The organism is Hydrogenophaga sp. (assembly GCF_035481345.1).
GTDB lineage: Bacteria > Pseudomonadota > Gammaproteobacteria > Burkholderiales > Burkholderiaceae_C > Hydrogenophaga.
This window is the reverse complement of sequence record NZ_DATIGV010000050.1, coordinates 19,203-39,808: the sequence shown is the minus strand read 5'-3', so window position 1 is coordinate 39,808 and position 20,606 is coordinate 19,203. Positions and strand designations below refer to the sequence as shown.

Sequence of the window (20,606 nt, the reverse complement as noted above, 5' to 3'; positions counted from 1 at the left end):
GCCATGAGCTTCGGCGCGCTGTCGGCCAACGCCATCCAGGCGCTCAATGCGGGCGCGCAGCGCGGCGGTTTCGCGCACGACACGGGCGAGGGCTCGATCTCCGCCTGGCACCGCCTGCACGGCGGCGACCTCATCTGGGAGATCGGTTCGGGCTATTTCGGCTGCCGCGAAGACGACGGCTCCTTCAGCGCAGAGAAGTTCGCCGCCAACGCGCTCGACCCGCAGGTGAAGATGATCGAGATCAAGCTGAGCCAGGGCGCCAAGCCTGGCCACGGCGGCGTGCTGCCGGGCGCCAAGGTCACGCCCGAGATCGCCGCCGCGCGCGGCGTGCCCGAGGCGGTGGACTGCATCTCGCCCGCCGCGCACAGCGCGTTCTCCACGCCGCTGGAGCTGATGGAATTCATCGCCAAACTGCGCTCGCTCTCGGGCGGCAAGCCGGTGGGCTTCAAGCTGTGCATCGGCCACCCCTGGGAGTGGTTCGCCATCGTCAAGGCCATGCAGAAGAGCGGCATCACGCCCGACTTCATCGTGGTGGATGGCGCCGAAGGCGGCACCGGCGCGGCGCCGCTGGAGTTCACCGACCACGTGGGCGCGCCGCTGCAGGAAGGCCTGCGCCTGGTGCACAACACCCTGGTGGGCGTGAACCTGCGCGATCGCATCCGCATCGGCTGCGCGGGCAAGGTGGTGAGCGCCTTCGACATCGCGCGCGCCATGGCCATCGGGGCCGACTGGTGCAACAGCGCGCGCGGCTTCATGTTTGCGCTGGGCTGCATCCAGGCCCAGACCTGCCACACCGGCCAATGCCCCACCGGCGTGACGGCACAGGATCCGTTGCGCCAGCAGGCCCTGGTGGTGCCCGACAAGGCCGAGCGCGTGTGGCGCTTTCACCAGAACACGCTGAAGGCGCTGAAGGAGCTGGTGCAAGCCGCCGGCCTGCAGCACCCGGGCGAAATCAGCGCACAGCACCTGGTGCGCCGCGTGAGCGACAACGAGGTGCGCCTGCTGGCCAACCTGCTGCCCACCACCTCGCCGGGCGCGCTGCTGGACGGCGACGCGGAAGGCGAGCACGCGGTGTTCACGACCTGGTGGCGCCGCGCCCGCGCCGAGAGCTTCGCGCAAGTGTGAAGCACCCCCGCCGCGCGTCGCGCAAAGGGTTTCAGCTGGCCGACGGGTCCTCGTTCACGCGCTCGTCGCGCAGCAGGCGCCCGCGCGGGTCGTAGAGCTTGCGGCGCAGCAGCAGGCCGCGCTCGCCATACTCCTCCTCGCGCTGCAGCGCGCCGCCGGGCGCGTGGTACCGCTGCCAGCCGAACAGGCGGCCGTTGCGCTCGCGGCTGAGCGCGGCCTCGGTGCCGTCCTCGTAAAAGCTGCGGGTCTCGCGCAACTCGTTGCGGCCCAGGTGGCGGATGGTCTGCTCCAGCTTGAGCTGGCCATTGAGGTGCCATTGGCGGATGCGCCGCTCGCGCCCGCCGGCCCACTCCACCTCCTGCGTGATCTGACCCGACTCGGCGAACTCACGCCCCACGCCTTCGCGGCCGTGGTACTGCTCGGGCGGCGGCTCGACCAGGTCGATCTCGTGGCGCAAGCGGCCCGAGGGGTAGTACACGCGCTTGATGCGGCGGTCGGGCGTGAGGGTGTTGTCGACGAACTCCTCGCTGCGCACCACCCCGCCCTGCGGGTTCACGATGACCTGGCGCATCAGCACGCCGCGCCGGTGGCTCACGGTGCCCAGCGGTTTGCCGGGTTCGCGGTAGAGCGTGACCTCGGTGAGCTCGCCGCCATGACCGCAGGGTTCGCGGTCCTCGGGCAACAGGCTGGTGGGCGCGCAGCGCAGCTCGGCCAGGCTGCCGTCGCCCCAGCGGCGCAGCAAGGCCATCGCGCGGCGGCCGTCGGCGCTCATCGAGCGCTGGAGGGTGGAGCCGTCGGGCATGGCGCAGTGCTGCTGGCCGGCCGGCCCGACGGGGCCGCAGCGCGGCTCTTCGTCGGCCCAGGCCGGTGGCAACACGGCCAACAGGCCCGCCAGGCCAGCAGCCCGCCAGGCGTTCATGCGCTGGCCTCCTCGGCCTGCGGTCCCCACGAGCGGCTCACCCGGATGCCGACGCGCGCCAGGCGGCGCGCCAGCGCGAGCACATGCGCGTCCTTGCTCAACAACGCGGCGCCCTGGGCCACGGCGAGGTCGATGAAGCGCTGGTCGTCCGGGTCGCGGCAGGTGAAGGGCGCCTTGTCGGCGGGCTCGACGCGGCGCGTGTGGCGATCGAAGGCGGCCAGCACGGCCACCGACCCCGTTTCACCGAGGCGGCGCGCGAGGTGCGGGTAGTCCAGCACCCGCCGCAACTCCTCACGCATCGCTTCTGTCGCGATCCAGCCCACCCGGCCCTCCACCAAGGCCGCGCGCAACGGCGCCACGGCGGGGTCGTCGAAGACGAACAGGTCGAGCACGACGTTGGTGTCGATGACGACCAGAGCAAAGGAACACCCCTGCCGCGCTTCGCGCGACCCCCTCAAGGGGGCAACGCCGACGGACCGGCAAAGCCGGCTCCGTGGCATTTCTGGGTCAAGCTGCGCCACCGCCACGGGCCTTCAAATCGAAGCGGAACAGCCGGCATTCGATGGGGCCGTTCCACAGCGGCACGCGGCGCGACTCCTTGAAGCGCATGCGCCCGGGCAGTTTGAGGTCGGGCGTGAGCAGCCAGGCGCTCCAGCCCGCGTAGTGCGATTTCCAGTGCGCGGCCAGGCGCTCGAAGAAGGCGTCGGCGGTCTGGCCGTCTTCGTCGCGGGCCTGCTCGCGGCCGCCCACGCGCGCGCGCTCGGCGGCGTTGCGGCCGGCCACACCCGCCGCCGCGATGCGCTCGCCATACGGGGGGTTGAGCAGCAGCACGCCCGCGCGCGGGCTGGGCGGCAGGCGCTGCAGCGCGTCGCCGCCGCGCAGCTCGATGGCCTGCGCCACGCGCGCGCGCTCGGCGTTGCGTTTGGCGAAGTCGACCATGCGAAAGGCCACGTCGCTGCCGAAGACGATGGGCGCCTGGCCTTCGGGCCAGAGCCGCTCGGCCGCGCGCGCCTCGTCGCGCAGGGCCTGCCAGACATGGGGCTGGAAGGGCAGCAGCTTCTCGAAACCGAAGCGGCGTTGGCCGCCCGGTGCGATGTTGAGCGCGATCTGCGCCGCCTCGATGGGCACCGTGCCGCTGCCGCAGCAGGGGTCGACCAGCGGCGGCACATCGGCCAGCGTGGCCGCCTCGCGCGCCAGCGCATCCCAGCCGGTGGCCACGATCATGGCGGCGGCCAGGGTTTCCTTCAGCGGCGCATCGCCCTTGTCCTCGCGCCAGCCGCGCTTGAACAGCGGCTCGCCGGTGGTGTCGATGTACAGCGTGAGCGCCTCGGCCGTGAGGTGGCCGAACAGGCGCACGTCGGGCCGCTGCGTGTCCACGCTGGGGCGCTCGCCGCGCTTGTCGCGGAAACGGTCGCACACCGCGTCCTTGATGCGCAGCGCCGCGAAGTTCAGGCTCTTGAGCGGGCTGTGCTGCGCGGTCAGCTCGACCTTGATGGTCTGCTTCGGCGTGAACCAGATCTCCCAGGCCACCTCGGCGGCGGCCGTGTAGAGGTCCTGCTCGGCGCGGTAGGGGCCGTGCCACAGGCGCACCAGCACGCGCTGCGCCAGCCGGCTGTGCAGGTTCAGGCGCAGCGCGTCGCGCCACGAGGCCTCCAGCGACACGCCGCCGCGCGAGCGCTGCGTGGCGGCGACGCCAGTGATGCGCTGCACCTCGGCGGCGAGGAAGTCCTCCACGCCGGCGGCGCAGGGGAGAAAAAGCTGGAGCTGGTTCAAAGGGACTTTCGCAAGTTCGCCGGTGCGATGCGCATGGCCTCGCGGTACTTGGCCACGGTGCGGCGCGCGCACTCGATGCCCTGCTCCTTGAGCAGGTCGGAGAGCTGGTTGTCGGACAAGGGCTTGGCCGGCTGCTCGGCCGCGATGAACTGCTTGAGCAGCGCGCGTACCGCGGTGCTGGAGGCGTTGCCGCCGGTTTCGGTGCCCAGCGAGGACCCGAAGAAGTACTTGAGCTCGTAGGTGCCGAAGGGCGTGGCCATGTACTTGGCGGTGGTCACGCGGCTGATGGTGGATTCGTGCAGGCCCAGCTCGTCGGCGATCTCGCGCAGCACCAGCGGGCGCATGGCGAGTTCGCCGTGCATGAAGAAGTTGCGCTGGCGTTCGACGATGGCGCTGGAGACGCGCAGGATGGTGTCGAAGCGCTGCTGGATATTCTTGATGAACCAGCGCGCCTCCTGCAGGCGCTGCTGCATGGCGGCGTGGCCGCCCTCGCCACCGTCGCGCCCGCCTCGGTTCTGTCGCAGGGCGTTGGCGTAGACGTCGTGCACGCGCAGGCGGGGCATCACATCCGGATTGAGGATGACCTTGAACCCGCGCCCGGCGCGCGTGACGATGACGTCGGGCACGACGATGTTGCGCTCGACGTCGACGAAGCGCCGCCCGGGCTTGGGCTCGAGCCGCGCGATGAGCGCGAGCGCGCCGCGCACGGTGTCTTCGTCGGTGCGGCACAGTTGCACGAGCTTGCGGATGTCGCGCTTGGCGATGAGTTCCAGCGGCTGCGCGCAGATGGCCAGCGCCGCACGCGCCTCTGGCGTGTTGCGCAGCTCCAGGATCTGCAGCTTGAGGCACTCGGCGAGGTCGCGCGCGCCCACACCGGGCGGGTCCATGTGCTGCAGCAACTGCAGGTTGGTGCGCAGCAACTGCTCGCAGGCCTCGCGGCGCTCGGTGGCTTCGGGCGACTCGGCGGCGCCGACACCCGCTGTGTCGTCGCCCTGCAGGCGCAGCAGCGCGAGCGCGAGTTCGGGCAGCGGGTCGCTGAGGTAGCCGTCGTCGTCGAGCGATTCGATCAGGAAGAGCAGCGCGGCGGCATCTTCCTCGGACAGGCGCAGGCAGCGCGCCTGCTCGTGCAGGTGGTCCTGCAGGGACACGAGCGCGCGCGCGAGATCGGCTGCGCTGGCCGTGTCCTCGTCGTCGCCCGAGCCCTGGCTGCGCGGCGGCGCGTCGCCGCCCCATTCGCTGTCGTCGGGCGCCACCTCCACGGTGCCGTCGCCCTCCCAGCTTTCCTCCACCGGCGAGGCGCCGTCCAGGTGGGCTTCGACCGCATCGCCCTCGCTGCCGTCGCCCGTGTCGCTGGCCGCGCTGGTGGCCGGCTGCGCCGCATCGGCGATCTGCTCGCCCGCGCTCACCGGCACGTCGGTGGTGGCCAGGCCGAATTCCTCGCGCTCCAGTCCGTCGTCGGCGCGCTCCAGGAAGGGGTTGTCGTCGAGCATCTGCTCGACCTCCTGTGCCATCTCCAGCGTGGACAGTTGCAACAGGCGGATCGACTGCTGCAACTGGGGCGTGAGCGCCAGGTGCTGCGAGACGCGAAGGGAAAGGCTCTGTTTCATCGCTGTCCGGGCAGAGGGCCGCCGCGCCGGGCCGCCCCAAGCAAGGCCGCGCCCCCTTGGGGGGCAGCGAAGTACACGAAGTGACGAGCGTGGGGGCTCATGTTCACATCCGGAAGTGCTCGCCGAGGTACACCCGGCGCACGTCGGCGTTCTCGACGATGTCCGACGGCGTGCCGCTGGTGAGCACGTGGCCGTCGTTGATGATGTAGGCGCGGTCGCAGATGCCCAGGGTCTCGCGCACGTTGTGGTCGGTGATGAGCACGCCGATGCCACGTGACTTGAGGAAGCCGATGATGCGCTGGATCTCGATCACCGCGATCGGATCGATGCCGGCGAAGGGTTCGTCGAGCAGGATGAAGCGCGGGTCGGTGGCCAGCGCGCGCGCGATCTCGACGCGGCGGCGCTCACCGCCCGACAGCGCGGGCGCGGGCGAATCGCGCAGGTGCTCGACGTGCAGGTCGCGCAGCAGCGTGTCCAGGCGCTCGTCGATGGCAGCGGCGCTCAGCGGACGGCCGCGCGCGTCCTCCTGCAGCTCCAGCACGGCGCGCACGTTCTGCGCCACGCTGAGCTTGCGAAAGATCGACGCCTCCTGCGGCAGGTAACCGAGCCCCAGGCGCGCGCGGCGGTGAATGGGCAGGCGCTCGATCGACTGACCATCGAGCAGGATCTGCCCGCCATCGGCGCGCAGCAGGCCCACGAGCATGTAGAACGAGGTCGTCTTGCCCGCGCCGTTGGGGCCGAGCAGGCCCACCACCTCGCCCTTGTCCACCGCGAGCGAGACGTCCTTGACAACCAGGCGGCTGCCATAGGCCTTCTTCAGTCCGCTGGCCTCCAGGCGGCTGGTCGCCAGCACCTGGGTTTCGGGAAAGGTGGTGGAGGGCGACCCGCTCACTTCCGCTCCCCGCCGAGCTCATTGGATGGGCGCAGCGGCGTGGGGGCGGGCGTGGGCTGGGGCGGCGCCTCGCCCTCACGCGGCACCGGCGTGAGCGTGGCGCGCACGCGGCCCGAGGGGTTGCCGGGGTTGGCGGCCGCCGGGTTGCTGTCGACCGTGAACACCTCGGTGCGGTTGTCGTAGACGATCACGCTGCCGCGCGTCTCGTCATTGAGCTGGGTGCCAAGGTAGCGGCGCAGCACCGCGTCGCCGATGAAGCGCACGTTGTCGGCGCGGCTGTCGTACTCGATGCGCCTGGCCTCGCCTTCGATGAACTCGTTGAGTCCATCGCGCTTCTGCTTGAAGTACCCCGGGTTGCCCAGCACGATGCCGAACTGGTTGCCCTGGGCGTCCTGGCGCACCTCGACTTGGTTGCCGCGGATCACGATGGTGCCCTTGGTGATCACCACGTTGCCGGTGAAGATGCTGACCTGCCGCGCGTCGTCGTAGCGCAGGTTGTCGGACTCGGCGTTCATCGGCTTGAGCCGGTCGGCCTGCTCGGCCTGGGCGGCGCCCGCCAGGGTGCAGGCGATCAACAGGCCGAGGGCGGTGCGGTGCAGCAGGGGGATGGCGTGTGGCATGTCAAGGGCACGAAACTTGCATGCATTCTAAACACCCAGGGTGAACCCCCGGGTGCCCCGCCTCAGGCTTTTCGAGCTTCGCCGATGAGGTAGTTGGCGATGGTCAGCGTTTTCGGGCCCTGGCCCGGGATGTAGAAGCGCCCGGCCACGCCCAGGGCTGGCGTGCCCTCGACACCGTAGGCGTCCTGCAGCACGGCGGCGTCCTGGGCCTTCTTCTGGGTGTCGCCGTGGTTGAAGATCTCTGAGAACTTCGCCCGGTCCACGCCCTGTTTGGCCACCCAGTCGGTGATCGGGCCCGGCGTGGTCAGCGGCAGGCGGTCCACGTGGATGGCCTTGAACACCTGCGTGTGCAGCCGCTCGACGAGGTTCATGGCCTCCAGCGTGTAGTACAGGCGCTGCATGGGCACGAAGGCGGGGCTGAAAGCCACCGGCACGCGGCGCAGCACCGTGCCGCCCGGCTTGCGCTTGTCCCAGTCCTCCAGCAGCGGCTCGAAGTTGAAGCAGTGGATGCAGGAGTAGGCGAAGAACTCGACCACCTCGATCTGGCCGGCCGGCGCTTGCACGGGCACGGGCTTGCCCAGCCGCACGTATTCGGTGCCCTCTTTGGGGGCGACCCGTTGGGCCAGGGCCGGCAGGGCGGCACCGGTGGCGAGCAGGGACAGGGCGAAATCGCGGCGAAGCATGGGATGGGACTCCAGGGATTGAACCAGCGCTTGGGCCGGGCGAAGCGCGGGAAGTTCCCGCGCCGGCTCAGCGCTGGACGCGCACCAGGGCCGATTCGACCCCGTTGACCTGCAACTGCTCGATGGTCAGGTCGGCCAGGGCCTTCTGGGCGAAGGGGCCCACGCGTACGCGGTAGAGAGTGCGGCCGGCCTGCTCGCGCTCGTCCACCGTGGCGGCGATGCCCAGCATGGCCAGGCGCGCGCGCTGGGCCTCCGCGTCGGGGGCGTTGCGGAAGGCGCCGGCCTGCACGAAGTAGGTGTAGGGGTCGGCGCCGGGTGCGGGGGCCTCGGCGGGCGCGGCACCCGGCGCCGCCGCTGGCGCGGCGGGCGCGGGCTGGGCGGTGCGGGAGCGGGCCAGGTCACCCAGGGGATCGCTCGGCGGCGTGGCGGTGCCGGCGGGCGGCAAGGTGCGGCCGTCGGCGGGGGGCACGGAGATGGCGCCCTCGGTGCCCGGCGCCGCGCCCGGCGCCGCGGGTGGCGCGGCCGGCGCGCCGCTGACGCCGCGGTTGGGGTTCCAGCCCTTGTTGCGCTCGGCTTCCTTGGCGTCGTCTTCGGCGCTGCGCGAGAGGCCGCGATCGACGAAGGGCACGGGCACGCGGGTGACGTAGACCGCCACGGCCAGGGCCGCCGCCAGGCCGACGAGCAGGCCCACGATGAAGCCCACCAGCGTGCCGCCCAGGCTGCTGCGCGACGACGACTTGGAGGAGGAGGATTTCTTGCTCATGGTGGCTCTTACATCTTCTGCGGCGCGCTCACGCCCAGCACGGCCAGGCCATTGTGCAGCACCTGCCGTGTGGCCGCGACGAGCGCCAGGCGCGCGCGCTTGACCGCTTCATCATCGACCAGGATGCGCTCGGCGTCGTAGTAACTGTGGTAACTCGCGGCCAGCTCGCGCAGGTAGAAGGTCACGTCGTGCGGCGCGAAATCGCGCGCGGCGGCGCTGAGCATCTCGGGGTACTTGGCGATCTGGCGCATGAGGGCCTGCGCGGCCGGCGTGTCCAGCGCGGACAGCTCGGCGCCCGACAACGTGGCCACGTCACCGCCCCAGCCGGCCAGCACGGAGCAGATGCGCGCGTGCGCGTACTGCACGTAGTAGACCGGGTTGTCGTTGTTCTGCTGCACGGCCAGGTCGACGTCGAAGGTGTATTCGGTGTCGGGCTTGCGGCTGAGCAGGAAAAAGCGCACCGCGTCCTTGCTGGTCCATTCGATCAGGTCGCGCAGCGTGACGTAGCTGCCCGCGCGCTTGCTGATCTTCACCTCCTGCCCGCCGCGCACCACGCGCACCATGGTGTGCAGCACGTAGTCGGGGTAGCCCTGTGGAATGCCCACGTCGGCCGCCTGCAGGCCGGCGCGCACGCGCGCGATGGTGCCGTGGTGATCGGTGCCCTGGATGTTGATGACCTTGGTGAAGCCGCGCTCCCACTTGGCGATGTGGTACGCCACGTCGGGCACGAAGTAGGTGTACGAGCCGTCGGACTTGCGCATCACGCGGTCCTTGTCGTCGCCGTAGTCGGTGCTGCGCAGCCACAGCGCGCCGTCCTGCTCGTAGGTCTTGCCGTTGGCGACGAGCTTGTTGACCGCGGCCTCGACGCGCCCGCTGGTGTACAGGCTGGACTCGAGGTAGTAGTGGTCGAACTTGACGGCGAAGGCCTGCAGGTCGAGGTCCTGCTCGTGGCGCAGGTAGGCCACGGCGAACTGGCGGATGCCGTCGAGGTCGTTCGGATCGCCGCTGGCCGTGAACTCGCGGTCGTCGGCCTTCACCGTCTTCTTCGCGAGGAAATCGTTCGCGATGTCCTGGATGTAGTCCCCGTTGTAGGCGGCCTCGGGCCAGTTGGCGTCGCCGGGCTTCACGCCCTGCGCGCGCAGTTGCGTGGAGGTGGCCAGGGTATTGATCTGCACACCCGCGTCGTTGTAATAGAACTCGCGGTGCACGTCCCAGCCCTGGGTCTGGTACAGGTTGCAGATGGCGTCGCCCAGCGCGGCCTGGCGGCCATGGCCCACGTGCAGCGGGCCGGTGGGGTTGGCCGACACGAACTCGACCATCAGGCGCTGTCCGTTGCTGGCCTGGCGGCCGAAGTGCTCGCCCGCGCCCAGCACCTCGTGCACCACCTGCTGCTTGGCCTCGGGTTTCAGACGGATGTTGATGAAGCCCGGGCCGGCGATCTCGATCGCCTCGACCCAGCGCTCGAAGGCCGGCTGCGCCAGCAACGCGGCGCGCAACTGCTCGCCCACGGCGCGCGGGTTGAGCTTGAGCGGCTTGGCCAGTTGCATGGCCGCCGTGACGGCGAAATCGCCATGGGCCGCCACCTTGGGCGACTCGAAGGCGGCCTTCTCGCCCGCGCCGGGGCTGAGTTTGTCCAGCTCGTCGCGCAGGGCCGCGAGCAGGTCTTGTTGGATCTGAAGCATCGGGCGATTTTAGGTGGCGGCCCGTGGCGGGTCGGCCAATGGGGCCAGGCGCTCGCGCGCCGCCGCCTTCACCGCCGCCGTCAGCCGCTGCGCCGAGGGCGGCTCGTGCGTCCAGTGCTGCCAGTACAGGGCCACGTCCACCGTGGCGCCGGGCAGCAGCTCGGTCAGCGTGGGGTGTTTGGGCAGGTGCTGCGTGGGCACCATGCCCCAGCCCATGCCCAGCTCGATGGCGGTTTCGAAGGCCTCCACCGCTGGCACGTAGTGGCGCGGGTAGGCGGGCTGGCGCAGGCCGATGTGCTGTTCGAGAAACGCATCCTGCAAGGCGTCCTTGCGGTTGAAGATGATGGCCGGCTGGGCCAGCAGCTTGTGCGGCGAGACCGCGCCGCGCGGCGTGCGGCAGCGCTGCGCCACGGCGGCCGTGGCCACGCAGTGGTAACGCATCACGCCCAGGGGCTCGGCCACGCAGCCGCGCATGGCGTCGGCGCGTGTGGTGACGCAGCCCACCACGTCGCCGCTCTTGAGGGCGTCGTGCGTGTGGTCCTGGTCGTCGATGACCACCTCCAGCAGCAGGCGCTGGCGCGCCAGCAGCGGCGCCACGCCGGGCAGGAACCAGCTCGACACCGAATCGGCGTTGATGGCCACCGACAGGCTCTGCCAGCGCTCGCCCGCGCGCGCCTCACCGCCCACGAGGCCGGCCAGCAGGTCGGCTTCCATCAGGCGCACCTGCTTCACATGGCCCAGCAGGGCCTGGCCGGCCGGCGTGGCGCGCACGCGCTTGCCGCGCACCAGCAGGCGCTGGCCGAGCTGGTCCTCCAGCGACTTGATGCGCAAGGACACCGCCGCGAGGGTGAGCTTCAGCGACTGCGCGGCGGGGCCGAAGCCGCCGTGCTCCACCACGGCGGCCAAGGCATCCAGGTGACGGGGATCCAGCATCGATCAAGCCGAAATTGAGTGATTGGAGTTCGAATCAACTCGATTAAACAACAAGCGCCTTTGCGGCACCATGCGCCCCTGCTGTCACCCGAACCCGAGAACGCCATGACCCTGAGCTTCCCCGTCTTCTCCGCCGGCATGGTGCTGAGCCTGTCGCTGATCATGGCCATCGGCCCGCAGAACGCGCACGTGCTGCGCATGGGCCTGCAGCGCCAGCACCTGTGGCTCACGGTGGCGCTGTGCGCCCTCTCCGACGTCGCGCTCATCGCCCTGGGCGTGCTGGGCCTGGCCCAGCTCGGCGGCCTGTCGGACAAGCTGCAGGGCGCGCTGATCGGCGCGGGCGTGCTGTTCCTGCTGGTCTACGGCTGGCAGGCCTTCCAGCGTTTCCGCTCGCCGGTGGCGCGCAGCCCGCAGGGCCAGCCGCTGGCCCCGGCGCCCACCACGCGCCGCCAGGCCGTGTTCTCGGCCCTCGCCTTCTCCTGGCTCAACCCGCACGCCTGGCTGGACACCGCCGTGCTGATCGGCACCGCCTCGCTGGCCTACGGCCCGGCGAGCGAGGTCTTCGGCCTGGGCGCCGCCACCGGTTCGCTGATCTGGTTCACCGGCCTGGGCGCCACCGCCTTCTGGGCCGGGCGCCGGCTCAATTCCCTGCACATCTGGCGCGTGCTGGACGGGCTGGTTGCGCTCATGATGTGGGGCACCGCCGCCTGGCTGCTGATGTCGCTGTTCTGAGCCCATGCCATCGAACAAACCCGTCACCGTCTTCGGCCCCGACTTCCCCTTCGCGTACGACGACTGGCTGCGCCACCCCGCGGGTCTGGGCGCGCTGCCGCGCGAGCTGCTGGGCGCCGAGGTCGCCATCGTCGGCGCCGGCATGGCCGGCCTGACGGCCGCGCACGAGCTCATGAAGCTGGGCCTCAAGCCCGTGGTGTACGAGGCCTCGCGCCTGGGCGGGCGGCTGCGCTCGCAGGCCTTCGACGGCGGCCATGGCGTGGTGGCCGAGCTCGGCGGCATGCGCTTCCCGCGCTCGGGCACGGCCTTCTTCCACTACGTGGACCAACTGGGTCTGGCCACCAGGCCCTTCCCCAACCCGCTCACGCCCGCCGCCGGCTGCACGGTGATCGACCTGGAAGGCCGCACGCACCGCGCGCGCACCCTGGCCGACCTGCCGCCGCTGTTCAGCGAGGTGGCCCAGGCCTGGGCCGATGCACTGGAACAAGGCGCGGGCTTCGGCGAACTGCAGGACGCCCTGCGCGAGCGCGACGTGCCGCGCCTCAAAGCCCTGTGGGACCGGTTGGTGCCGCTATGGGACGACCGCACCTTCTACGACTTCGTTGCCCAATCCCGCGCCTTCCAGCGCCTGTCCTTCCACCACCGCGAGGTCTTCGGCCAGGTGGGTTTCGGCACCGGCGGCTGGGATTCGGACTTCCCCAACTCCATGCTCGAGATCCTGCGCGTGGTGCTCACCGGCTGCGACGAGAACCAGCACCTCGTGGTGGGCGGCGTGCAGCAGGTGCCGCAAGGGCTGTGGCAACACGCGCCCGACGCGAAGTCGCTCACGCACTGGGGTGCGGGCACCTCGCTGGCGCAACTGAACGGTGGTGCGCCCCGCCCTGGCGTGGCCGCCATCGCGCGTGCGTCGCACGGTCAGATCGACGTCACCGACGTGCTGGGCAATACCCGCCGCTACCCAGCCGTGCTCGTCACCTGCCAGAGCTGGCTGCTCACCACGCAGATCGCGGTGGAGGAGTCGCTGTTCTCGCACAAGCTTTGGATGGCGCTGGACCGCACGCGCTACATGCAATCGTCCAAGACCTTCGTGATGGTGGACCGGCCGTTCTGGAACGACCTGAAGGCCGACGGCTGGCCCGTGATGGGCATGACGCTCACCGACCGCCTCACGCGCGGCACCTACCTGTTCGACAACGGCCCCGACAAGCCCGGCGTGATCTGCCTGAGCTACGCCTGGATGAGCGACGCCTTGAAGATGCTGCCGCACCCCACCGCGCGGCGCGTGCAGCTCGCCTTGTCGGCGCTGAAGAAGATCTACCCCGACGTGGACATCGCCAGCCACGTGATCGGCGACCCGATCAGCGTGTCCTGGGAAGCCGACCCCTACTTCCTCGGCGCCTTCAAGGGCGCGCTGCCGGGCCACTACCGCTACAACCACCGCATGGTTGGCCACTTCATGCAGGACGCCTTGCCCGAGGCCGAGCGAGGCCTCTTCATCGCGGGCGACGACGTGTCGTTCACGCCGGCCTGGGTGGAGGGCGCGGTGCAGACCGCGCTGAACGCGGTGGCGGGCATGGTGCGCCACCTGGGCGGCGCGAGCCACCCCGACAACCCGGGGCCTTGCGAGGCCTGGCCCGGCATGGGACCGGTCGCTCTGGGCGACTGACACCATGGAGCCGCTGCACCTGGCGCTCTGGCAGACGGCCCACCCGGCCGACAGCACCGAGGCGCTGGCGCGGCTGGACAGGGCGGCGCGCGAGGCCGCGGCCCAGGGTGCGCACTGGTTGCTCACGCCCGAGATGTTCCTCACGGGCTACCTGATCGATGCCGAGCGACTGGCCGCGCACGCCGAGTCGGCCGACGGCCTGCTGCTGCAATCGGTGCGCGGCATTGCGCAACGCCACCGCACCGGCATCGTCACGGGCTGGCCGCAAGCCAATGGGGACGCCCCACCTTTCAACAGCGCTGCGGCGATCGATGAGACCGGCGCGCTGCTCGCGGTGCACCGCAAGATCCACCTGTTCGGCGAGGGGGACACGCAGCGCTTCACGCCTGGCACCGCGCCACCGGCGGTGTTCGAATGGCGCGGCTGGCGGCTGGGCCTGTTGATCTGCTTCGACGTGGAGCACGACGAGCCGCTGCGGCAACTCGCCGAAGCCGGCGCACACGCGGTGCTGGTGCCAACGGCCAACATGGTCGGCTACGACGACGTGCAGCACACGCGCCTGCCCGAGGCCGCGCGGCGCTTCAGCCTGGCCATCGCCTACGCGAACGCTTGCGGGCGGGAGGGCGAGACGGTCTACAACGGTCTCTCGATGGTGTGCACGCGAGAAGGCCAGTGCCTGGGCAAAGCCGCACGCGATGAGGCCGTGCTGCGCGCCGCGTTCACCGCCCCGCCCAGTACTCCACCCGCCCGTACTCGTGCTTGAGGTAATCGATCCACAGCCGCACGCGCAGCGCCAGGTGCTTGCGCTGCGGGAACAGCGCGTAGATGCCGTTCGGCGGCGCCGCGAAGGCGTCGAGCACGCGCACCAGGCGGCCGGCGGTCACGTCGGCCTCCACCTCCCAGGTGCTGCGCCAGGCGATGCCCTGGCCCGCGAGGCACCACTCGTGCAGCACCTGGCCGTCGCTGCAGTCCATGGGACCGCCGGGGCGCAGGTAGTGGATCTCGCGCTCGCCGGTGCCACCTTCGGCCGGCAGTGAGAAAGCCCAGCCGCGCGTCTGCGAGGCGTCGCTGGACAAGGTGAGGCAGTCGTGCCGCGCCAGGTCGGCCGGCGCCTCGGGCGTGCCGCGGCGCTGCAGGTAGGCCGGCGCGGCCACGCAGAGGCGGCGGTTGTCGGCCAGGCGCACGCTCACCAGGGACGAATCGGGCAGGTCGCCCACGCGCACGGCGCAGTCGTAGCCCTCGCCGGCCACGTCCACCACGCGGTCGGACAGGTTGAGCGAGACCGTCACCTCCGGGTGCAGCTCGCGAAAGCGCGGCACCAGCGGGGCCACGTGGCGCCGCCCGAAGCCCGCGGGCGCGGTGATGCGCAAATGCCCGCTGGCCTTCACGCCGCCCGCGCTCACGCTCGCTTCCGCGTTCGACAGGTCGGTCAGCAGGCGCTGGCAGTCCTCCAGGAAGGCGCTGCCCTCGTGCGTGAGCGAGATGCGCCGCGTGGTGCGCACCAGCAGCTTCACGCCCAGCCGCGATTCGAGCGCGTCCAGCCGGCGGCCGATGATGGCCGGCGCCACCGACTCGGCGCGCGCCGCCGCCGTGAGGCTGCCGCGCGTGGCCACCGACACGAAGGTTTCGAGTTGCTTGAGCTTGTCCACGCCGTTCAGCCTGTGCTGGCGGTGCGCGAGAGGCGCTCGATCGCCGCGTCGTCGTAGCCCAGTTCGCGCAGCACGCCGCTGCTGTCGGCCCCCAGGCGTGGCGGGCTGTGCACGGGCAGGCGCTGCTCGCCCAGCGTGAAGGGCAGCGGCACGGTCTGCACGGTCTGGCCCGCGCGTTCGCCATCGGGCAGGGTGATGGGCGCCAGGCCGCCCGTGGCCCGCAGGTGCGGGTCGTCCAGCAGCTCGTGCGGTTTGGCGATGGGCGCGAACGGCAGGCCGTGGCGCTCGAACAGCTCGGCCAGCGCTGTGGCCGGGCGCTGTGCGACGCGCTCGCGCAGCTCGGGCAGCAGCCAGTCGCGCGCGCGCACGCGGTCGTTGTTGGTTCTCAGGCGCGGGTCGTCGCGCCAGTCGCTCCAGCCCATGGCGCTGCAGAAGATGGCCCACTGCGTATCGCTCACCACCGCCAGGAAGATCTGCTCGCCGCCCGCCGCGTCGAACACGTCGTAGATGCCCCAGGGCGAGATGCGCTGCGGCATGGGGTTGGCGGCCGCCCCCGTCACGGCGTACTGCAGCATGTGCTGGGCCACCAAGAAGATGTTGTTCTCGAACAGCGCGCTCTGCACCGCCTGGCCCTGGCCGGTGCGCTCGCGCTCGCGCAGCGCGGCCAGCACGCCGATGGCGCCGAACATGCCGCCCATGATGTCGTTGACGCTGCTGCCCGCGCGCAGCGGGTCGCCGGGGCGCCCGGTCATGTAGGCCAGGCCGCCCATCATCTGCACCACCTCGTCGAGGGCGGTGCGGTGGTCGTAGGGGCCGGGCAGGAAGCCCTTGTGGCTCACGTGGATCAGGCGCGGGAAGCGCACCTTCAGGCTGTCGTGGTCCAGGCCCAGCTTGCGCATGGTCTCGGGCTTGAAGTTCTCCACCAGCACATCGGCCGTGGCCACCAGGCGCAGCGCGGCCTCGCGGCCCTCCTCGCTTTGCAGGTCCAGCACCAGGCTCTTCTTGTTGCGGTTGAACAGCGGGAAGAAGCCCGCGCCCGAGCCGAGCAGGCGGCGCGTGTTGTCGCCCGCGGGCGGCTCCACCTTGATCACCTCGGCGCCCAGGTCGGCCAGCACCATGCCGCACATGGGGCCCATCACCATGTGCGAAAACTCGGCGACGCGGATGCCGGTCAAGGGCAGGCTCGGGCGGTCGGGGGCGGGGCTCAATGGGGTCTCCTGGAATGGTCAGGCGCAGATTACACGCAAAAAAGTCATGGATCCATCGCGCGTGAGCCGATCAATGCGCGCCGATGTTTGCAATACAGTGCCTTCCCATGGCCAAACCCCGCGCCGTGCTCTTCGACGCCTACGGCACGCTGTTCGACGTGTACAGCGTGGGCCTGCGCGCGGAACAGCTCTTCCCGGGCCGCGGGGCGCGCCTGGCCGTGCTGTGGCGCGAACGCCAGATCGACTACTCGCGCCTGATCACCATGAGCGGCGATCCCGCGCACTACCGCAGTTTCTGGGAACTGACCGAGCGCGCCCTGCGCTACGCCATTCAGGCCCTGGTGCCGCAGGCCGCCGAACGCTGGGACGACTATGCCGAGGCCGCGGCCAGCCTGATGAACCAGTACCGCCACCTCTCGTCCTTCCCCGAGAACCGCGAAGTGCTGCAGGCTTTGCGCGCCCAGGGTGTCACCACGGGCATCCTCTCCAACGGCGACCCGGAAATGCTCGGCATCGCCCTGCGCAGCGCGGGGCTCGAGGGTCTGTTCGACCACGTGATCAGCGCCGAGGCGGTGCGGGCCTTCAAGACATCCCCCGCGCTATATGCCCTGGGCGAACAGGCCACCGGCCTGCCGCGCGCGCAGATCGTCTTCGTCAGCAGCAACGCCTGGGACGCGCTGGGTGCCACCTGGTTCGGCTACCAGACGCTCTGGATCAACCGCGCCAACCTGCCCTTCGAGCAGCTCGACACGCAGCCCACCGCGACCGGCACCAACCTGCGCGCCGTGCTCGATTTCTTCTGACTTCCCTTCTTCCGCCTTTTTCTTCCGGAGCCCACGCATGAGCCAACGCACCACGATCCACAGCCTGCAGGTCGACACGGCCCTGTACCAGTTCATCAACGAGGAGGTGCTGCCCGGCACCGGCACCGAGCCGGCCGCCTTCTGGCAGGGCTTCGACACCCTCGTGCGCGGCCTGGCGCCCAAGAACGCGGCCCTGCTGGCCGAGCGCGATCGCCTGCAGACCGAGCTGGACACCTGGCACAGCGCCAACCCCGGCCCGGTGCGCGACATGGCGGCCTACCGCAAATTCCTGGAAACCATCGGCTACCTCGTGCCCGATCCGGGCAAGGTGAAAGCGACGACGAAGAACGTGGACGACGAGCTCGCGGTGCAGGCCGGCCCGCAGCTCGTGGTGCCCATCCTGAACGCGCGCTACGCGCTCAACGCCGCCAACGCGCGCTGGGGATCGCTGTACGACGCGCTCTACGGCACCGACGTGATCGCCGAAGACGGCGGCTGCGAGAAAGGCACGCGCTACAACCCCAGGCGCGGCGCCAAGGTCATCGAATGGGCGCGCCACGTGCTGGACCGCACCTGCCCGCTGAAGAAGGGCTCGCACGTCGGCTCCACCGGCTACCGCGTGAAGGGCGGTCAGCTGGTCGTGTCGCTGGCCGAGGGCGGCACCACCCAGCTCGCCGACGGCAGGCAGTTCGTCGGTTACCAGGGCGATGCGAAGAAGCCCTCCGCCCTCCTGCTGGCGCACAACGGCCTGCACCTGGAGATCCAGGTCCGCCCCGACAGCGCCATCGGCAAGACCGACCCGGCCGGCGTGAGCGACCTGGTGGTCGAGGCCGCGCTGTCCACCATCCTCGACCTGGAGGATTCCGTGGCCGCGGTGGACGCCGAGGACAAGCTGCTGGCCTACAGCAACTGGCTCGGCATCCTCAAGGGCACGCTGACGGAGACCTTCGAGAAGGGCGGCCAGACGCTCACGCGCGGCCTCAACGCCGACCGGGAGTACACGTCTCCCAAGGGCAAGAAGACCGTGCGCCTGCACGGCCGCTCGCTGCTCTTCGTGCGCAACGTGGGCCACCTGATGACCAACCCGGCCATCCTCTGGGGCCCCGAGGGCAAGGAGATCCCCGAGGGCATCATGGACGCGGTCATCACCACCGCCATCGCGGTGCACGACATCCGCAAGGACAAGAAGCACCCGCTGCGCAACTCGCGCAAGGGCTCGGTCTACATCGTCAAGCCCAAGATGCACGGCCCGCGCGAAGTGGCCTTCGCCGACGAACTGTTCGGCCGCGTCGAGCAACTGCTGGGCCTGCCCGAGAGCACGGTCAAGCTGGGCATCATGGACGAGGAGCGCCGCACCTCGGTGAACCTGAAGGCCTGCATCGCCGCCGCGCCCAGCCGCGTGGCCTTCATCAACACCGGCTTCCTCGACCGCACCGGCGACGAGATGCACACCGCCATGCTGGCCGGCCCCATGGTGCGCAAGGGCGACATGAAGGCCAGCGCCTGGATCCAGGCGTACGAACGCAACAACGTGCTGGTGGGCCTGGCCTGCGGCCTGCGCGGCAAGGCGCAGATCGGCAAGGGCATGTGGGCCATGCCCGACCTGATGAAGGCCATGCTGGAGCAGAAGATCGCGCACCCCAAGGCCGGTGCCAACACCGCCTGGGTGCCCAGCCCCACCGGTGCCACGCTGCACGCCATGCACTACCACCAGGTGCTGGTCAGCGACGTGCAGAAGGACCTGGAAAAGACCGACGCCGACAAGGAACGCGACACCCTGCTCACCGGCCTGCTCACCGTGCCCGTGAGCGCCAACCCGAACTGGAGCGCGGCCGAGAAGCAGCAGGAGCTGGACAACAACGTGCAGGGCATCCTGGGCTACGTGGTGCGCTGGGTGGACCAGGGCGTGGGCTGCTCCAAGGTGCCCGACATCAACGACGTGGGCCTGATGGAAGACCGCGCCACGCTGCGCATCAGCAGCCAGCACATCGCCAACTGGCTGCACCACGGCGTGGTCAGTGAAAAGCAGGTGCGCGACACCTTCGAGCGCATGGCCGCCAAGGTGGACAAGCAGAACGCGGGCGACAAGCTCTACCAGCGCCTGGCCGGCAACGCCAAAACCAGCAAGGCCTACCAGGCCGCGCTGGACCTGGTGTTCAAGGGCAAGGAGCAGCCCAGCGGCTACACCGAGCCGCTGCTGCATGCCTGGCGTCTGAAGGTGAAGGCCTCGGCCTGACACGCCTCGCCAGAAGGCGAGAAGGGCGCCTTGGGGGCGCCCTTCTCTATGGCGGCCCTTGGTGGCCGCGCATCAACCGGTTGAACACTCAGATCGTTTTCGCGAGTTCGAACATCACCGCGGTGCCGAGCGACTCGCGGATGTTGCCTCGGCCCACCCGGGCCATGGCCATGTCACCGAAGCCCGACATGTCGAACGCGCTGTCGTCGGGCGAGATCTCCACGAAGGGCATGTCCATCGCGTCGCGCATCAGTGCGCGGCGGAACTGGTCGAACTCCGGGCCCTTGAGCACGGCGTCGATGACGACCAAGCTGGGCATGCGGTGCGCCGAGGCTTCGCGCGCCTGGATCAGGTCGACCACGCTGTCGGCGCTCACGCCGATCTCGCGCAAGGCGTCGCGCACGTCCGAACGGATCTGCAGCGAGGGCGACACGATCAGCGCATAGACGCCCTGCAGCGACTTGAACATCGAGGACTGCCCGTCGGACAGCTCCACCGCCGAAATGCCATCGATGGCCTGCACCGTGCGGTGGAACATGACGCAGGCGACGAGGCCGTCGGCCGACACCTGGCGCTGCACCTCGATGCCGCCGGTGGTGTGGGCGATCTGGCGCACCAGCGCCCAATCGAGGTTGTCGAGGTCCGGCGCGCGCGACGACGGCGCCTCGTCGCCATGCACGCGCACCTGCAGGCGCGCGTGCGGCGGCCAGTCGTTGATATCCACCCGCACGCTGACGTGGCGCCCCAGGGGCAGCGCCCAATCGAGGAGCGCGTTGAACAGGGCGTGCGTGACGGTGGGGTCCAGCAGCACCTCCACCGGCTTGAGCTTGCGCCGCACGTCGGCGCCCATGAGCGCGAACTCCTTGCGGCGCTCCTGCAGGCAGGCCTCCACCAGTTGCGAGAGATCGAGCTTCTCGTGCGACTGGCGGATGCGCCCGTCGTGAAAGCGCTGGATCTGCTGCATCACCGTCGTCAGCCGCTTGATGCGGCCCAGGGGCACGGTCAGGGCCCATTGGTCACGGGCGGGCACCGCACCCCGCGCGTTCAGTTGATCGAGACCGCTTTGCAGGGCCTGCAAGGCGTCGCTGATCTGCCCGGCCGCCGCGGTCAGCAACTGCGGGCACTGCTCGGCCAGCGACCAGTGCTCGTCGCCGCGCGGCTGGCCCGCCGCGCCGGCGGCACCGGGCTGATCTTTCTTGGGTGTGGCCATGGTGGGTTTCAACACGGGGGCATCCGTCATCGGGGTCGCCTGTCGCCGGGTGGTGGGTCCATCCGGCCGGCGATGTAACGAAATGTGCACCAATCGTTTTCCTGC

19 protein-coding genes are annotated in these 20,606 nt (G+C 70.4%); 6 read left to right on the top strand and 13 right to left on the bottom strand.

All coding sequences use genetic code 11. The features are described from left to right. The coding region (locus tag VLG41_RS05705; RefSeq protein WP_325348420.1) for an FMN-binding glutamate synthase family protein at positions 1–1,125 on the top strand (1,125 nt) is incomplete at its 5' end. 31 nt (positions 1,126–1,156) lie between these two features. Here VLG41_RS05705 and VLG41_RS05700 read toward each other — a convergent pair. The 10 genes from VLG41_RS05700 to VLG41_RS05655 all read right to left on the bottom strand — a co-directional run bounded on the left by VLG41_RS05700 (position 1,157) and on the right by VLG41_RS05655 (position 10,997). Further along, positions 1,157–2,044 carry a hypothetical protein gene (locus VLG41_RS05700; protein WP_325348419.1) on the bottom strand — a complete coding sequence of 296 codons (888 nt, stop codon included), beginning with the start codon at positions 2,042–2,044 and terminating at the stop codon, positions 1,157–1,159. Further along, positions 2,041–2,544 (bottom strand): putative toxin-antitoxin system toxin component, PIN family, encoded by a 504-nt coding sequence (locus VLG41_RS05695; protein ID WP_414652449.1) that lies wholly within the window; start codon positions 2,542–2,544, stop codon positions 2,041–2,043. The genes VLG41_RS05700 and VLG41_RS05695 overlap by 4 nt, the downstream gene beginning before the upstream one ends. Before the next feature lie 7 nt (positions 2,545–2,551). Next, the gene (locus VLG41_RS05690; protein ID WP_325348418.1) at positions 2,552–3,817 is read right to left on the bottom strand and encodes a THUMP domain-containing class I SAM-dependent RNA methyltransferase; all 1,266 of its coding nucleotides are present in this window, start codon (positions 3,815–3,817) and stop codon (positions 2,552–2,554) included. Continuing rightward, positions 3,814–5,424, bottom strand: coding sequence for an RNA polymerase factor sigma-54 (locus VLG41_RS05685; protein ID WP_325348417.1), 1,611 nt, complete (start codon positions 5,422–5,424; stop codon positions 3,814–3,816). Before VLG41_RS05685 ends, VLG41_RS05690 begins: the two co-directional genes overlap by 4 nt. 103 nt (positions 5,425–5,527) lie before the next feature. Continuing rightward, a complete protein-coding gene (lptB, locus tag VLG41_RS05680; protein WP_325348416.1) occupies positions 5,528–6,316 on the bottom strand; it encodes an LPS export ABC transporter ATP-binding protein in 789 nt (262 codons plus the stop codon). Next, positions 6,313–6,936, bottom strand: coding sequence for a lipopolysaccharide transport periplasmic protein LptA (gene lptA, locus VLG41_RS05675; RefSeq protein ID WP_325348415.1), 624 nt, complete (start codon positions 6,934–6,936; stop codon positions 6,313–6,315). Before lptA ends, lptB begins: the two co-directional genes overlap by 4 nt. 62 nt (positions 6,937–6,998) lie before the next feature. Further along, entirely contained in the window at positions 6,999–7,619 is a 621-nt protein-coding gene (locus VLG41_RS05670; protein ID WP_325348414.1) for a thiol:disulfide interchange protein DsbA/DsbL, read from the bottom strand. 67 nt (positions 7,620–7,686) lie between these two features. Further along, positions 7,687–8,382, bottom strand: coding sequence for an SPOR domain-containing protein (locus tag VLG41_RS05665; protein WP_325348413.1), 696 nt, complete (start codon positions 8,380–8,382; stop codon positions 7,687–7,689). An 8-nt stretch (positions 8,383–8,390) separates the two neighbouring features. Then, the gene (gene argS / locus VLG41_RS05660) at positions 8,391–10,064 is read right to left on the bottom strand and encodes an arginine--tRNA ligase (RefSeq protein ID WP_325348412.1); all 1,674 of its coding nucleotides are present in this window, start codon (positions 10,062–10,064) and stop codon (positions 8,391–8,393) included. A 9-nt stretch (positions 10,065–10,073) separates the two neighbouring features. Next, positions 10,074–10,997 carry an HTH-type transcriptional regulator ArgP gene (locus tag VLG41_RS05655; RefSeq protein ID WP_325348411.1) on the bottom strand — a complete coding sequence of 308 codons (924 nt, stop codon included), beginning with the start codon at positions 10,995–10,997 and terminating at the stop codon, positions 10,074–10,076. A gap of 105 nt (positions 10,998–11,102) precedes the next feature. Between VLG41_RS05655 and VLG41_RS05650 the strand changes: the two genes are divergently transcribed. Genes VLG41_RS05650 through VLG41_RS05640 form a run of 3 tightly spaced genes read left to right on the top strand, consistent with a single transcriptional unit; the run spans position 11,103 to position 14,158 of the window. Continuing rightward, positions 11,103–11,729, top strand: a complete 627-nt coding sequence (locus tag VLG41_RS05650; RefSeq protein ID WP_325348410.1) for a LysE/ArgO family amino acid transporter — start codon at positions 11,103–11,105, stop codon at positions 11,727–11,729. A 4-nt stretch (positions 11,730–11,733) separates the two neighbouring features. Continuing rightward, entirely contained in the window at positions 11,734–13,395 is a 1,662-nt protein-coding gene (locus tag VLG41_RS05645) for an NAD(P)/FAD-dependent oxidoreductase (RefSeq protein ID WP_325348409.1), read from the top strand. Between the two features lie 4 nt (positions 13,396–13,399). Continuing rightward, on the top strand, positions 13,400–14,158 hold the full coding sequence (locus VLG41_RS05640; protein ID WP_325348408.1) for a nitrilase-related carbon-nitrogen hydrolase: 759 nt from the start codon (positions 13,400–13,402) through the stop codon (positions 14,156–14,158). On the opposite strand, the gene VLG41_RS05635 is transcribed toward VLG41_RS05640, so the two are convergent. Continuing rightward, the gene (locus VLG41_RS05635) at positions 14,115–15,044 is read right to left on the bottom strand and encodes a LysR family transcriptional regulator (RefSeq protein ID WP_325348407.1); all 930 of its coding nucleotides are present in this window, start codon (positions 15,042–15,044) and stop codon (positions 14,115–14,117) included. The two genes, VLG41_RS05640 and VLG41_RS05635, sit on opposite strands and share 44 nt — an antisense overlap. Positions 15,045–15,049: 5 nt before the next feature. After that, positions 15,050–16,252: a CaiB/BaiF CoA-transferase family protein gene (locus VLG41_RS05630; protein ID WP_325348406.1), complete on the bottom strand. Its 1,203-nt coding sequence runs from the start codon at positions 16,250–16,252 to the stop codon at positions 15,050–15,052. 107 nt (positions 16,253–16,359) lie between these two features. Between VLG41_RS05630 and VLG41_RS05625 the strand changes: the two genes are divergently transcribed. Further along, positions 16,360–17,055 (top strand): haloacid dehalogenase type II, encoded by a 696-nt coding sequence (locus VLG41_RS05625; protein WP_325348405.1) that lies wholly within the window; start codon positions 16,360–16,362, stop codon positions 17,053–17,055. A 37-nt stretch (positions 17,056–17,092) separates the two neighbouring features. Continuing rightward, entirely contained in the window at positions 17,093–19,291 is a 2,199-nt protein-coding gene (locus VLG41_RS05620) for a malate synthase G (RefSeq protein WP_325348404.1), read from the top strand. Positions 19,292–19,379: 88 nt separating this feature from the next. On the opposite strand, the gene VLG41_RS05615 is transcribed toward VLG41_RS05620, so the two are convergent. Further along, a complete protein-coding gene (locus VLG41_RS05615; protein WP_325348403.1) occupies positions 19,380–20,516 on the bottom strand; it encodes a hypothetical protein in 1,137 nt (378 codons plus the stop codon). Positions 20,517–20,606: the final 90 nt, after the last annotated feature.